We start from the raw sequence: 13,073 nt of genomic DNA, 5'->3' as shown, positions 1-13,073 counted from the left end.
TTTTCCGTCCGGTCTCGGCAGGTCAGGAAGGTTTCGGCAGCGCACTCCAGCAGGGCCGTCACTGACAGTAACGGCACCTGCCGCTCGACCGGCATGGCCGGGCCAGAACTCACTCTCGAAGCCACTACGGTGTGCGGATGCATCCCGGCGCGCCGAAGATCATCGCGATAGACCGCGACGACCACCACGCCGAGCACGTCGGTAGGACCTCGGACGGCCGGCAGTTTCTGCTCACGACGCCGTTCGTGCCAGGGCCTGAGGGCAATGAGTTCGTAGCGCTGTACCTCTTCGACGCGGCCGGTGCGCTGCTGGAAGCGCACGTCGACGAGTTCGGCAGCCGGGACGCCATGGACGAGCTTGCCCGGCGCAGGGTCTACGAGGCTCGGCTGGCCGGCCTGGGCGAGGTCAGCTTCGAACGAATCGAGGTGGCGCCCTTCTGCGTCGAGCGCTTCGGGGTGGAGTTCGGCCTCATTCCCGAGGAGCCCGAGAACGAGGACGACACCTGGTGGGTGGCTATGGAGCCAGGCGACTACATGGCCTTTGGCGAACCATGGGACAGCGGCGAATACGACACCTGACGGCGAAGCCGGTCGCCGAGCCTGATCCTTTCGCACCACCATCTGCCGGCAGGGCTGGCCAATAGGCACGGCTTGGCCGAGACTGCTGCCTGTGGAGATCATCCCAGGAGTCGGCGTGGACGCGGTGAAGATCGGTGATCGCCGAGCGGAGGTGGAGGCGCGGCTTGGCTCTCCGGTATCCACCGGCCAGTACTTGACCGCGGTCTACGCGTCGAATCCCATGCTGGTCGTCACCTACGACCGGGACGATGCCGTCGAGGTGGTGGAGGCTGGTTACAGCGGCCACCACGGGGGCGACGAGATCTTCTTCGAGGGTGTGCAGCTGACGTATCGGTTCATGGACGATGTCGTTGCCGACCTCGCGGCGATGGGTCACCTCGGCACGCCGTACGACATCGGATTCGTCTTCAAAACCGGCTTCGCCATCTATTCCAACTCGTCGCTGTGGGCGCTCGACCTGGACCCCAACGCGACCGAGGACGATGAACGCCGAGTTGTCGAGGGCGTGTCGATCGCGTCTCGGGCATACTTCGGCGACTGAACGTCTGCCAACGCATGGCTGCCGGCATAGCCGTTCGGACTCGGCGATCCCTGCGGAGTGCGGGTCGGTCGCTGAGGGGAGCGGGGCGGGAATCTGCTGCTTGGCACAGCAGGGTTGTTCGGTATAACACTGGGATGCACTCGATCGACAAGACCCCGTTCTGGGCCTGGCCTCTCGGAATTGTCGGCTGCTCCGGCCCCGTGATCGCCTACCTGATCGTGCATGAGGTGTACGTGGCCGCAGCTCTGGTCGGCGCTGCGATCCTTTATGGGGCCGGCCTCGGACGCGCCCTACTCAGGCGCAGACTTGTCGCGCAAGGCTTGCCGCTGGACGATCGATCGACTCGAACCGTCCCACCGCGCTACGAGATCACTACTATCAGTGGCCACACCGTGTGGGTTGTGCCGAAGATAGATCCGGAAAGTGGCCTTGACTGGATCGAATTGCGCCAGAAGTGCGGAGACGAGGTGCTTGTCGCCATGGTGGGCCCGGGTGACTTCTACCCAGCGCATGAATCCGCACCGGCCGACGAGCCGCCCGCAGTTCACTGATTACCGCCTGCGTGAACTGTACTGCGGCGATTCCCGGAAGATACCCACCGATCCGTTAAATGACCGGCGCGGCCTACTCGGCGCGGGCCGGAAACCCTGAGAGCGCAGGTCGCTGGTACGCGTAAGGTCCGGCCATGCGTCTGCGCCAGTACGTGTACTTCGCGTTGAAGTCCGAGGAGGTCTCCGCTGCCGAGATCACCGCGAGGCTGGGTGTCGAGCCTGACGAGGTGGTGGTGCGCGGCAGTCGCCGGACCGATCCGTTCGTGCGGCCGGTGTGCCACATCTGGATGGTCGTCTGCCGGGAGCCGAACCTGACCGTGGACGAGCAGATGGATCAGGTCGTGGGTCGGCTGCTGGCCTACGCCGACCGTATCGGTGAGCTTGTCGCCGAGCCTGACGAAGCCGGCGAACGCCCCATCTTCAGCGTCCTGCAGGTCGTGCGGTACTTCTGGGACGACGAGGAGGACGCGGCCGCCCCGGTCGTTCAGGAGTCGCCGCCGCTGCGCAACCTCTTCGGCTGGCATCTCGACGCGCGGGTGCTCGACTTCTTGCGGCGCACTCACGCCGAGCTGGACGTCGACGAGTACGGCGGCTGATGGCGTGGGCAGGGGACCGCCGCGGAGGCGGCCCCCGTTGGCGTGGAGCGGGTCAGGCCCAGACGCGGTCGGCGTAGTCGAGGAAGTTGCGGCCCATGATCTTCTCGATCCGGGTGGAGCTGAAGCCGCGCTGCTCCAGCAGCCGGATCAGCTTGTGGAACTGGTCCACGCCGCGCAGGTCCTCGACGAACGGGAACGTGTCGGCGCGCTCGCCGGCCGCGCCGACGCCCGCGGCCTGCCGGTGCGCGACGTGTTCGGCGAGCTGCGCGCGGTAGCCGTCGAGGTCGTCGATGGAGGTGACGGTGCCGTCGGTGCCGATGCCGACGAAGTCCTCGCCGCACACGTCGACCGCGTGGGCGATGTGGTCGACGACGTCTTCGGCGCGGGCGTGGCCGGTGGCGTTGACGAACGGCATGAAGTAGATGCCGACGAAGCCGCCGCGGTCGGCGACCAGGCGAAGCTCCTGGTCGGTCTTGTTGCGGGGCAGGTCGACCAGGGCGCGGCAGCCGGTGTGGTTGATGGACACGGGCAGTTTCGCGATGCGGGTGGCTTCCAGGCAGGTGTTCTCGCCGCTGTGGGACAGGTCGACCATGATGCGGCTGTCGCAGAGTGCTTCGACGACCTCGTGCCCGAACGGGGTGAGGCCCCGGTTCTCGGGGGCCATGGAGCCGTCACCGATGTGGTTGGCCTGGTTGTAGGTGAGCTGGATGACGCGTACGCCCAGGTGGTGGAACTGGGCGATGCGGGTGGGGTCGTCGCCGACGGCGACGGCGTTCTGGAAGCCGTAGATGATGCCGATCCTGCGGTCGCGGTGGGCGGCGCGGACGTCGTCGGCGGTGAGCACCTTGACGAGGTCAGCGGGGTGGTCGGCGACGAAGCGGTCCCAGACGTCGATCTCGCGCAGGGTGTGGGCGTACGGCTCGGCGTCGCCCATGGTGTAGCCGAGGGTGATGTTGACGGCGGTCAGGCCGGAGGCGTGCGCGTCGGCGATGGTGCGGGCGTCGATGGTGAGGTCGTCGCTGTCCTGGACGAGTTTGTGGGCGGCGGACAGCGAGTGCTCGGCGTTGGGGTTGTCGAGGATGCCCAGCGCGTTGATGATCAGGTGTTGGGTGCTCACTGCTCGTCCTTCCGGAAGTCGCCGCGGTCGAAGCGGCGGCCGCGCTTGACGGTGTACTCGATGCTGTCGAGGTTGGCCAGGTCGGCGAGCGGGTCGCGGGCCAGCACGACGAAGTTGGCGAGTTTGCCGGCCTCGACGGTGCCCATGACGTCCTGGGCGCCCATGCTCATCGCGCCGACCAGGGTCGCGCAGCGGATGACGTCGTCGGTGGGGATGCCGCAGCGTTCGGCGAGGAAGAGCAGCTCGGCGTGCAGCGACGGGAACGGGTGGTCCGGGTCGGTCTCGTAGTCGGTGCCGGCCGAGACGAGCACACCCGCGCGGTACGCGTCGCCGGTGAGTTTCGCCGACAGCACGTCGTTGGCCAGGGCGCGGGCCTTGCCGTCGGCGTCGTCGGCCTGCTCGGCCAGCCAGGTCCACATGCTGCCGGTCGCGTCGAGGACCGTGCCGCGCTGTCGCATCAGGGCGTAGAGGGCGTCCAGGCGTGGGTCCCCTTCGTTGACCAGGCGCTCGACGTCGATCGGGGCCTTGGTCTTGTATGAGGTCAGCGGCTCGTCGGCGGTCTCCTGAGCGAGCAGCGTGACGTGGGAGACGGCGTCGACGCCGGACGCGACGACCTGGGCGGGCGTGGCGGGGAACACCGCGGCGTGGGCCCATACGGCGATGCCCTGGCGTTTGGCCTCGGCGGTGATGGCGGCGACGGTCGTGCCGGGCAGTTCGGCGTACACCTTGATGGCGGTGGCGTGGGTGCCGCGGGCCATGGCGACCGCGAGGGGCAGGTCGGTGTCGTCGTCGACGGCCTGCATCCAGGGGACGTGGCCGGGGGTGCCGCCCTGGGAGACCTGCCAGGTGCGCGGGTCGTCGAAGAAGCTGGGGCCGGCCATCAGGGACGCGTAGTGGATGTCGGGGCCGGGGATCTCGCCGATGCGGGTGGCGCGGGTCAGGTCGGCGATCTGGCGCAGGTCGTCGGCCATGTCGCGGATCGCGGTGACGCCGCCGTACACCTGCCGGCGCAGCGCCGCCTCGGCGACGGGCCGGTTCGGCGGGGTGGCCAGGTGCTGGTGGGAGTCGATGAGGCCGGGGATGACGTACGCGCCGCCGACGTCGACCACGGCCACGCCGTCGGGCACGGTGGCGTCGGCGTCCGGGATGACCTCGATGATGACGTCGCCGTCGACCACGATCGTGATCCCGGGCCGGGCCGGGGCGCCGGTGCCGTCGATGAGCGTCGCGTTGCGGTACGCGGTGACCGTGCCCGGTTCGGGTGGGGCGTACGGGGTCGGCGCGGGCTCGTCCACGTGGGCCATCGGTGCTCCTTGTTACAGCAGATGTAACGTCTGTATCGTTACCTGAAACGTCAGTGGCACTGTACCCCAGGAGGCGACCCGTGCCGAGATCCGCCAGCTCGGCGGTCGACAAGGCGCTCGACCTCATCGAGGCCGTCGCCCGCGCCGACCGCCCGCTCCGGCTCGGCGAGCTGGCCCAGGCCGTCGGCCTGCACCGGGCCACCGCCTACCGGGTGCTGCTCGACCTGGTCGCCCGCGGCTGGGTGCAGCGCGCCGGCGAGCACTACCTGCCCGGCTCGGTGGCCCTGCAGGTCTCGCGGGCTGCGGCGAGCCGGTCGCTGGCCGCGCTGTGCCGCCCGGTCCTGGAGGCGCTCGCCGAGCGCACCGCGATGATGGTCAACCTGCAGGTCCTCGAAGCCGACCGGTCCCGCGTCGTCGACGTGGTGCGACCGTCCCGGCTGGAGATGATCAGCGATCTGCGCGACGAGGCCCTGCCCGTGCACCGGTTCGCCGGGCCGCTGGCCCTGGTCGCGCAGCTCGACGAGCGGGCCCGCGGGCCCTACCTCACCGTCGCGCAGGCCGCCGGTCACCCGCTCGACGGGCTGCTCGCCGACCTTGCCCGGGTCCGCGACACCGGCTTCGCCCTCGAACACGGCCGCAACGACAAGGTCATCGGCTCGATGAGCCGCGCCGTGACCGCGCCGGGCGGCGCGCCCCTGTGCGCGGTCACCCTCGTCGGGCCCGACGCCGAGTTCGCCGAACCGCGCCTGCCCGAACTCGCCCACGCCCTCGCCGAGGCCACCACCACGCTGGCTGCCACCCTGACCGCGCCTGCGGTCACCGCGCCCGGCGGCGATCCGCGGGAACCCCGCCCGAAGCGGGCCGATGCGAGCCGCCCCGACCGCCCCTCCGCAGAAGGAACCCGCCGATGAACGACGTGCTCGTGCTCGACAAGCAGCAGACCAGGGCCGGGCTCGATCCGCTGCGGGTGCTCGACGCCGTCGCGGTCGCGCTCGTCGCGCTGAGCCGGGGCGAGGTCTCCGCGCCGCCGCGCATCGCCGCGCAGGCCCCGGGCGGGCTGCTCGGGGCGATGCCCGCCTACGTGCCCGGCATCGGCCTGGCCGCCAAGCTGGTGTCCGTCTTCGCCACCCCCGGCCAGGTCGGGCGCAGCTCGCACCGCGGCCTGGTCGCCCTGTTCGACGAGCACGACGGCCGGGTCCAGGCGCTGCTCGACGCCGAACCGCTCACCGCCGTACGCACCGCCGCGTCCGCGACCCAGAGCATGCGCGCCCTGCGCCCGCAGCCGTCCCGGGTCGCCGTCATCGGCACCGGCGTGCAGGCCGCCGCGCAGCTGGCCATGCTCGCGGCCCTCGACGCGAGCATGCCCGTCGTCGTGGGCGGCCGGGACGGGACCCGCGCGGCGGAGCTGGCCGCCCGGCACCCCAAGGCCGAGACGGCGAGCATCGAGGACGCCGTACGCGACGCCGACGTGGTGTTCTGCTGCACCGGCGCGACCGAACCGGTCTTCCCCCGGGCCTGGCTGCGCCCCGACGCGCACGTCAGCTCCGTCGGCGGCTCGCACGGCCACGAACTCGACCCGGCCGTGCTCGCCGACGGAGCCCTGTTCGCCGAGTGGCCGGGAGCGGTCACCGCGCCGCCGCCCGCCGGGGCGTACGAGCTGCAGGGTATCGACCCCGCCCGGGTCACGCTGCTCGGCGCGGTGCTCGACGGCGCCCACCCCGGCCGCGGCGGCCGGGGTGGGCTGACGGTGTTCAAATCGACCGGCCACGGCGCCCTCGACGTGGCCGCCGCCGCGGTCGTGCACGACTGGGCCCGCGCCCACGGCATCGGCACGGCCGTGGCCATGTAGCTCAGACGCCCGCGCCGACCAGCTCGCGGTTCGGGTCGAGCACGTACTTGCTCGCCGCGCCGTGGTCGAAGTCGGTGTAGCCCTTCGGGGCGTCGTCGAGCGGCAGCACCGTGGCGTGCACGTTCTTGGCGATGTGCGTGCGGTCGTGCAGGATCGCCATCATCAGCTGCCGGTTGTACTGCTTGACCGGACACTGGCCGGTGGTGAAGCTGTGCGACTTCGCCCAGCCCAGCCCGATCCGCACCCGCAGGCTGCCTACCTTCGCCTCCTCGTCCTTGCCGCCGGGGTCACCGGTCACGTACAGCCCCGGCACACCCAGCCGGGCCGCCGGCCGGGCGATCGACATGATGTCGTTGAGGACCGTGGCGGGCTCCTCGCCGGCGTCCGCGCCGTGCCCGCGCGCCTCGAAGCCGACCGCGTCGACGGCGGCGTCGACCTCCGGCTCCCCGGTGATCTGCTCGATCATGTCGGCCAGGGGCGCGTCCGAGGTCAGGTCGACGGTCTCGCAGCCGAAGCTGCGGGCCTGCGCGAGCCGCTGCTCGTTGAGGTCGCCGACGATGACGACCGCCGCGCCCAGCAGCAGCGCCGACGTGGCCGCCGCCAGCCCCACCGGCCCGGCCCCGGCGATGTAGACCGTGGAACCGGTGGTCACGCCCGCGGTGTAGCAGCCGTGGTAGCCGGTCGGGAAGATGTCGCTCAGCATGGCCAGGTCGAGGATCTTGTCCATGGCCCGGTCCTTGTCCGGGAACTTGAGCAGGTTCCAGTCGGCGTACGGCACCAGCACGAACTGCGCCTGTCCGCCGAGCCAGCCGCCCATGTCCACGTAGCCGTACGCCGCGCCGGCCCGCGCCGGGTTGACGTTGAGGCATACGCCCGTGTGGCCCTCCATGCACATGCGGCACCGGCCGCAGGCGATGTTGAACGGCACCGAGCACAGGTCGCCGACCTTGATGAACTCGACATCCGGGCCGACTTCGACCACCTCACCGGTGATCTCGTGCCCGAGCGTCTGCCCCTCCGGGGCGGTGGTGCGGCCGCGGACCATGTGCTGGTCGCTGCCGCAGATGTTGGTGGCGACGACCTTGAGGATCACGCCGTGGTTGATCTTGCGGTGTTGTTCTGCCAGTTCCAGCTTCGGGTAGTCGAGGTCTTCGACGCTGACGTGCCCGGGGCCCTGATAGACGACGGTCTTGTTGCCCGACATCGTGGTCACCCCCAGTCAGGTATCGGCACTTCACCTCCATTTTCCCAGTTCAACGCCCCGGTAACGCGTTCGCGGAGGGGAAATCCGGTGGGCGGCGGCGGGCCGGGCCGCGATACTGGGGTCGATCATCGGACAGGCGGGGGGCATGCGTACCAGCGAGCAGATCTACCATCGGGTGCGCTGGGATCCGCGATTCGACCCCGAGCGCTTCGTCTTCGGCGTACGCCAGCGCGACGCCGCGCCCAAACGCGTGCCGCTGCCCGCGTTCAAACCCGGCGGCGACATCCCCTGGCACCGGGTGCTGTTCATCGAGGCCGACGGCGAACTCGTCTGGGACCGCGCCACCGGCGTCGACCGCGTCGACACCTCCGGCGCCGGCCTGGTCCGCCACCGGGGCCTGCTGCCCGCACCGTTCTTCACTCCGAGCACCCCGCACACCTGGCGGCCCGGCCAGGGCTGGCGTGCCGACTCCGCCCCCGAAACCGCCGCACCCGGCAGGCTGCGGCTGCTCACGTGGAACACCCTGTGGGACCGCTACGACGCCGACCGCATCGACACCGCCCGCCGCCGGCCTCTGCTGCTCGCCGCGCTCCAGGCCGCCGACGCCGACGTCATCGCCCTGCAGGAGGTCGAACCCGCACTGCTCGCGCTGCTGCGCGACGCGCCCTGGGTCCGCGCCGCCTACACCCTCAACGCCGCCCCCGACGCCGCCGCCCCGGGCGGGCTGGTGCTGCTGAGCCGCCTGCCCGTACGCGAGGCCGGCAGCCACCGCCTCGCCCCGCACAAGGCCGCCGTCGCGATCGTCGTCGACACCGCCGCCGGACCGCTCGCGATCGCGGCGACGCACCTGAGCAGCGACCACTCCGCCGACGGCGCCCGGCGGCGGCAGGACGAGCTGACCCGGCTCGCCGAAGGCCTCGCCGACATCGCCGCCGACCTGGTCCTGCTCGGCGACTTCAACGACGACGGGGCCGCGCCCACCGCGATGCTCGGCATGGACGACGCGTGGACACTGGCGTACGGCACCGCCGACCGGACCCCGACCTTCGACCCGGTCGCCAACCCCCTCGCCGCGATGTCATCGCTGTCCGGCGTGCCCCGGCGGCTGGACCGGGTCCTGCTGCGCGGCCGCGCCTCGGTCACCGGCGCGGCGCTGGTCGGCGACCGGCCGGAACCCGACGGGCTGTTCCCGTCGGACCACTACGGCGTCACGGTGGACCTGAACCTCGCCGGTGCGGGCCAGAGCGACGTGCTCGACGTCGCGCCGACCGCCCGGACCGCGCTGGCGTGGCTGCCGCCCGAGCGGCTGCGGCCCGCGATCCAGGAGCTGCGACAGGCCCACGACCCGCAGATCCACCGCTGGCCGCCGCACGTGAACGTGCTGTTCGGGTTCGTCCCCGAGTCCGACTTCGAGCAGGCCGCGCCACTGCTGGCCGCCGCGGCCGCCGAGGTCGCGCCGTTCGCCGTACGGCTGCACGGGGTGCACACGTTCGGCCACCGCGACGACGCGACGGTCTGGCTCGACCCCGCCGCCGACGGCGACGCCCCCTGGACCCGGCTTTGGCAGGCCTTGCGGCAGCGCTTCCCTCGGTGCCGGGGCCGGGCCGAGGGCTTCACCCCGCACCTGACCCTGGGCCGCAGCCGCGACCCGCAGCGCGTCGCCGCCCACTGCGCCGCCCGGCTCGGCGAGTCCCGGACCCAGGTCGGCGAGCTGGTGCTGCTGTCGCGGCGTGGCGATGAGCCGATGCTCCCGCGAGCCGTGCTGACCCTCGGCACCGGCGAACTGCGCTGGCTGCCCGACCCGGACATCGCGGTCACCGGAACCGACCCGACCCCGGCTGACGCCGCAGCCGTCTCGCCGGTAGCCGATCTCGACCCGACCTCGCCGGCCGGTGCGGCAGACCGGGCTGCGGTGGTCGTCGAGCGCCTGGCCGAGGAGTTCGGCGAGGGCGTCGTACACGTCACCGGTTCGCGGCGGATGGGCTGTGCGCTGCCGGGAGCCGATCTGGACCTGGTGCTGGCGTTGCCGGGGCAGATCGATCCGGCCGTGGTGGCGGCACGGGTGTTCCGCGCCCTGCCCGACGCGATCGCCCTTCGTCCGGTGCCCGGGGCGCGGGTGCCCCGGCTGGGGCTGGCGGTCCGGGACCTCGACGTCGATCTGGTGGCCGTCGGCACGGGCGGCCTCGCGCCGGCAGAGGCGGTCGCCCGGCGCGCCGAGTTGGGGGAGGAGGCCGCCGTCGCGCTGAGCGCGGTCAGCGACGCCGATGCGGTACGCGCCGCGGTCGGCGCCCGCCACGACGCGTTCGTGCGGCTCGCCCGCCAGGTCAAAGGCTGGGCGCGGGCGAAGGGCCTCGACTCGGCACCGTTCGGCGGGCTGCCCGGCCTGGCCTGGTCCGTGCTCGCCGCCCGGACCGTGCTCGGCGCGCCCGCCGACGCCGCCGCCGCGACGCTGCTGCACCGCTTCTTCGAGGACTGGGCGGTATGGGACTGGCGGCAGCCGGTGACGCTGACCGGCGACGCCGACGGCGTACACCCCCGGGGTGCCGTGCTGACCCCGACCGCGCCCGTGCGCAGCTGCGCCGACCAGCTCGCACCCGGCGGGCTGGACCTGCTCGCCCAGGAGCTGTACCAGGCATGGGAGGCCCTGGAGGAGGCGTCGGACTCCGGCCGCGACCCGTGGCCGCGGCTCGCCGGGCCGCCGCCGCTGCACCGCCGCCACGCCTGCTGGGCCGTGATCGCGGTGCACGGTGACGCCGACGAGACGCTCGGCCGGGTCCGCGGGCGGATGCGTGCGCTGCTGACCGCGCTCGGCGAGGCCGGAGCCCCGCAGGCACACGCCTGGCCGCGCCCGTACGAGACCGGACCGGTGACGCGCTACGCCGTCGGCCTCGGCCGGGCCGGGGCCGAACCCGAGCTGACCGCCGCCGTCGAGCGCTGGGCCGCCGACCTGCCCGGGGTGCACGTCACCCTGGTCGACAGCGGCGCGGTGCCGAGCCTGCGCTGACCCGGCAGGTCAACCGGACACGACCACCACCGGGCAGGCCGCGTGGTGCAGCAGCGCATGCCCGGCCGAGCCCAGGACCAGGCTGGCGAACCCGCCGCGGCCCCGCCGGCCGACGACGACCAGCTCGGCCCCGGCCGACTCGTCGACCAGCGCCCGGGCCGCCGAATCCTTGCGCAGCACCTTCCGCACCGGCACGTCCGGGTAGCGCGACAGCCACGGCGCGAGCGCGTCGTTGAGCACCATCCACGCCTTGACCTCGCACGCGTCCAGTTCGGTCAGCCCGGCGGTGGCCTCGGACAGCGAACCGCGCCAGGCGTGCACGACGGTCACCCCGGTGCGCCGCAGCCGCGCCTGCTCGAACGCGACCCGTGCCGCGGCGGCCGAGCGGGGCGAGCCGTCGGTGCCGAGCACGACCTGTCCCGGTGCGCCGTCGCCGCGCGGACGCACCACGGCGACCGGGCACGGGGCATGCATCGCCGTCTGCAGGCTCGTCGAGCCCAGGAGCAGGTCGTGGAAGCCGCCGTGCCCGCGGCTGCCCACCACCAGCATCGTCGCGCCGGCGGCCTCCCGGATCAGGCCGTGCGCGGCGTCGTCGCACACGATCGCGGCCGTGGCCGGCACCTGCCGGTCGGCGATCAGCTCCTTGGCGCGGGCCAGCAGGTCCTCGCCGAAGCAGGTCACCTCGTCGGTGAGGTAGCCGTACGCGCCGCGCGGCCCGGGGGAGTCGACGACGTACACGAGTTTGAGCGGAACGTGGCGCAGGCGGGCCTCGTCGGCCGCCCAGCCGAGAGCCAGGTCTGCTGAGGGGGAGCCGTCGACGCCGACGACGATCGGGGCGGTGTTCATGGGTCACCTCCGGCGGTTTCGGAACCTGTGGCCGATCCGCAGCGGCTGCGCCATCTCCATCCTATGCGTCCTCGCAGCTCATTGCCGCCGCGTGCGGCGCGGGTCCGCCACCTCGGCGGGCCCGCGCCGAACGGTGCTCAGAGCTCGGCCACCCAGTACGGGCTGACCTCGATCCACCCGTTGGCGGCCGCGCCGTTGAGCCGGCCGCTGCTCGCGGTGGACAGGGTGTACCAGGAGTCGACGTAGTCGGGATCGTCGGTCCACCAGGAGGACGGGATGGCCGACAGGATCGCGTCGACCAGCGGGATGTACGCCCCGGCGTCGGCGATCGTCAGCAGCACCGCGGCGATCGCCTGGGCGAGCTGCTGGTAGTTGGTGTCGCCGTCGTCCTCCATCATGACCACGTCGGCGAGGTTGTACTTGTAGGCGTTGAAGTGGACCAGCAACTGGTTCGGGTAGTAGGTGGTGCCGTCGTTGTCCAGGTACGGCTGCTGCACGATGTCGACCTTGGGCGTGCCGTCGAGGCCGAAGCCGCCGACGATGCTGTAGATCTCGGCCGAACCCTTGATCCATGGCTCCTGGTCGTTGGACAGCCGGACCGCGTTGAGCTTGGTGGCCCAGTAGCCGCCGCTCGCCCGTGCGGTGGGCGCGGCCGCGGCGGTGACGCCCCGCTGGGCGAGCACCTGTCGTACCACGTCCAGGCCGGCGGGCAGTGCCTTGGCGACGTCGACCTCGACGACGATCACCGGGCGGGCGGGGACGCGTGCGGGGTCGAGCAGCACGCGGCTGCCGTCGGGCTCGTAGGAGACGACCGCTGCAGCTTCGTCGTCGCCGGGGGCGGCGGCGACCAGCGGGATCGCGCCCGCGGCGAGGGCGGCGGCCATGGTGTCGTCGGCCAGCCGGGCCCGGACGAGCGATCCGGTGGACTCGGGCAGGCCCTTGGCGGCGCGCACGGCGTGGTCGGCGGTGCGTACCCGGCCCGCGAGGGTGGCGCCGGCCCGCAGCGTGGAGAGGTCGAGGGGGCCGGACTTCAGCGCGGCGACCAGCGTGCGGCGCGCGGCGGGGTCGCTCAGCGAGGCGGCGACCTGCCGGGCAACGGTGTCCAGGGCCGTCGCGACCCCGGCCGGCGCGGCACTCGGGGGAGCGGTCCGCTGGGGGACCTGGGCGGCGGCGGGTGCTGCGGCGAGCACGGCGGCCATCGCCAAGCAGGCAGGTAGGACGAGATGGCGCAGGCGCGATGAGCGCATGACGTCTCCTTCGCATCCGATCCGTCGCTCGTGGCGAAGGATCTCATGTCATTCAATGGATGCGGTACATAGTGGAGCGTCGGATACACGATGGCAAGGCGTGCCGGCAGAGTTCGGCCGGTGTTCGCGCGCCCGTGGCCTGCGGGAACGGCGCGGAAAGGACAGAGATCAGCGGCGTGGCGTCGGCGGCCGGGCGTGTCGGCGACGGCGCCCGCCGCACCAGGCGGTGCGGCGGG

The 13,073-nt window shown here is 72.4% G+C and carries 13 protein-coding genes; 7 read left to right on the top strand and 6 right to left on the bottom strand.

Annotated elements, in window-relative coordinates; all coding sequences use genetic code 11:
* Positions 1-137 precede the first annotated feature (137 nt).
* From Cco03nite_RS40960 to Cco03nite_RS40945, 4 genes are all read left to right on the top strand, one after another.
* A complete protein-coding gene (locus tag Cco03nite_RS40960) occupies positions 138-578 on the top strand; it encodes a hypothetical protein (RefSeq protein WP_203699446.1) in 441 nt (146 codons plus the stop codon).
* A gap of 115 nt (positions 579-693) precedes the next feature.
* Positions 694-1,119: a hypothetical protein gene (locus Cco03nite_RS40955; protein WP_239168071.1), complete on the top strand. Its 426-nt coding sequence runs from the start codon at positions 694-696 to the stop codon at positions 1,117-1,119.
* Between the two features lie 134 nt (positions 1,120-1,253).
* Positions 1,254-1,670: a hypothetical protein gene (locus tag Cco03nite_RS40950; protein ID WP_203699444.1), complete on the top strand. Its 417-nt coding sequence runs from the start codon at positions 1,254-1,256 to the stop codon at positions 1,668-1,670.
* 134 nt (positions 1,671-1,804) lie between these two features.
* Complete coding sequence (locus Cco03nite_RS40945; protein ID WP_203699443.1) at positions 1,805-2,266, top strand: DUF4279 domain-containing protein; 462 nt, start codon at positions 1,805-1,807, stop codon at positions 2,264-2,266.
* Between the two features lie 52 nt (positions 2,267-2,318).
* Here the strand turns inward: Cco03nite_RS40945 and Cco03nite_RS40940 are convergent, their stop codons facing one another.
* Both Cco03nite_RS40940 and Cco03nite_RS40935 read right to left on the bottom strand, forming a co-directional pair.
* On the bottom strand, positions 2,319-3,383 hold the full coding sequence (locus tag Cco03nite_RS40940; RefSeq protein ID WP_203699442.1) for a dipeptidase: 1,065 nt from the start codon (positions 3,381-3,383) through the stop codon (positions 2,319-2,321).
* A complete protein-coding gene (locus Cco03nite_RS40935) occupies positions 3,380-4,687 on the bottom strand; it encodes an amidohydrolase family protein (RefSeq protein WP_203699441.1) in 1,308 nt (435 codons plus the stop codon). The genes Cco03nite_RS40940 and Cco03nite_RS40935 overlap by 4 nt, the downstream gene beginning before the upstream one ends.
* 80 nt (positions 4,688-4,767) lie before the next feature.
* On the opposite strand from Cco03nite_RS40935, the gene Cco03nite_RS40930 reads away from it, so the two are divergent.
* Complete coding sequence (locus Cco03nite_RS40930) at positions 4,768-5,598, top strand: IclR family transcriptional regulator (protein WP_203699440.1); 831 nt, start codon at positions 4,768-4,770, stop codon at positions 5,596-5,598.
* Positions 5,595-6,536, top strand: coding sequence for an ornithine cyclodeaminase family protein (locus tag Cco03nite_RS40925; protein ID WP_203699439.1), 942 nt, complete (start codon positions 5,595-5,597; stop codon positions 6,534-6,536). Before Cco03nite_RS40930 ends, Cco03nite_RS40925 begins: the two co-directional genes overlap by 4 nt.
* 1 nt (position 6,537) lies before the next feature.
* Here Cco03nite_RS40925 and fdhA read toward each other — a convergent pair whose 3' ends face one another.
* Positions 6,538-7,740, bottom strand: coding sequence for a formaldehyde dehydrogenase, glutathione-independent (fdhA, locus tag Cco03nite_RS40920; RefSeq protein ID WP_203699438.1), 1,203 nt, complete (start codon positions 7,738-7,740; stop codon positions 6,538-6,540).
* Positions 7,741-7,885: 145 nt separating this feature from the next.
* Between fdhA and Cco03nite_RS40915 the strand changes: the two genes are divergently transcribed.
* Positions 7,886-10,744 carry a poly(A) polymerase gene (locus Cco03nite_RS40915; protein WP_203699437.1) on the top strand — a complete coding sequence of 953 codons (2,859 nt, stop codon included), beginning with the start codon at positions 7,886-7,888 and terminating at the stop codon, positions 10,742-10,744.
* 9 nt (positions 10,745-10,753) lie between these two features.
* Here Cco03nite_RS40915 and Cco03nite_RS40910 read toward each other — a convergent pair whose 3' ends face one another.
* The 3 genes from Cco03nite_RS40910 to Cco03nite_RS40900 all read right to left on the bottom strand — a co-directional run.
* A complete protein-coding gene (locus tag Cco03nite_RS40910; RefSeq protein ID WP_203699436.1) occupies positions 10,754-11,590 on the bottom strand; it encodes a universal stress protein in 837 nt (278 codons plus the stop codon).
* Positions 11,591-11,727: 137 nt separating this feature from the next.
* The gene (locus tag Cco03nite_RS40905) at positions 11,728-12,837 is read right to left on the bottom strand and encodes a DUF3103 family protein (RefSeq protein WP_203699435.1); all 1,110 of its coding nucleotides are present in this window, start codon (positions 12,835-12,837) and stop codon (positions 11,728-11,730) included.
* 52 nt (positions 12,838-12,889) lie between these two features.
* The coding region (locus Cco03nite_RS40900) for a hypothetical protein (RefSeq protein WP_203699434.1) at positions 12,890-13,073 on the bottom strand (184 nt) is incomplete at its 5' end.

The sequence above is a fragment of the Catellatospora coxensis genome (assembly GCF_016862635.1).
Lineage (GTDB): Bacteria > Actinomycetota > Actinomycetes > Mycobacteriales > Micromonosporaceae > Catellatospora > Catellatospora coxensis.
This window is presented reverse-complemented; position numbering and strand designations above follow the sequence as displayed.

Bases quoted from the DNA above. Each gene is read 5' to 3' on its own strand.
- Cco03nite_RS40960 (WP_203699446.1), top strand. From the start codon at position 138: ATGCATCCCGGCGCGCCGAAGATCATCGCGATAGACCGCGACGACCAC.
- Cco03nite_RS40950 (WP_203699444.1), top strand. From the start codon at position 1,254: ATGCACTCGATCGACAAGACCCCGTTCTGGGCCTGGCCTCTCGGAATT.
- Cco03nite_RS40945 (WP_203699443.1), top strand. From the start codon at position 1,805: ATGCGTCTGCGCCAGTACGTGTACTTCGCGTTGAAGTCCGAGGAGGTC.
- Cco03nite_RS40935 (WP_203699441.1), bottom strand. From the start codon at position 4,687: ATGGCCCACGTGGACGAGCCCGCGCCGACCCCGTACGCCCCACCCGAA.
- Cco03nite_RS40925 (WP_203699439.1), top strand. From the start codon at position 5,595: ATGAACGACGTGCTCGTGCTCGACAAGCAGCAGACCAGGGCCGGGCTC.
- fdhA (WP_203699438.1), bottom strand. From the start codon at position 7,740: ATGTCGGGCAACAAGACCGTCGTCTATCAGGGCCCCGGGCACGTCAGC.
- Cco03nite_RS40915 (WP_203699437.1), top strand. From the start codon at position 7,886: ATGCGTACCAGCGAGCAGATCTACCATCGGGTGCGCTGGGATCCGCGA.
- Cco03nite_RS40910 (WP_203699436.1), bottom strand. From the start codon at position 11,590: ATGAACACCGCCCCGATCGTCGTCGGCGTCGACGGCTCCCCCTCAGCA.
- Cco03nite_RS40905 (WP_203699435.1), bottom strand. From the start codon at position 12,837: ATGCGCTCATCGCGCCTGCGCCATCTCGTCCTACCTGCCTGCTTGGCG.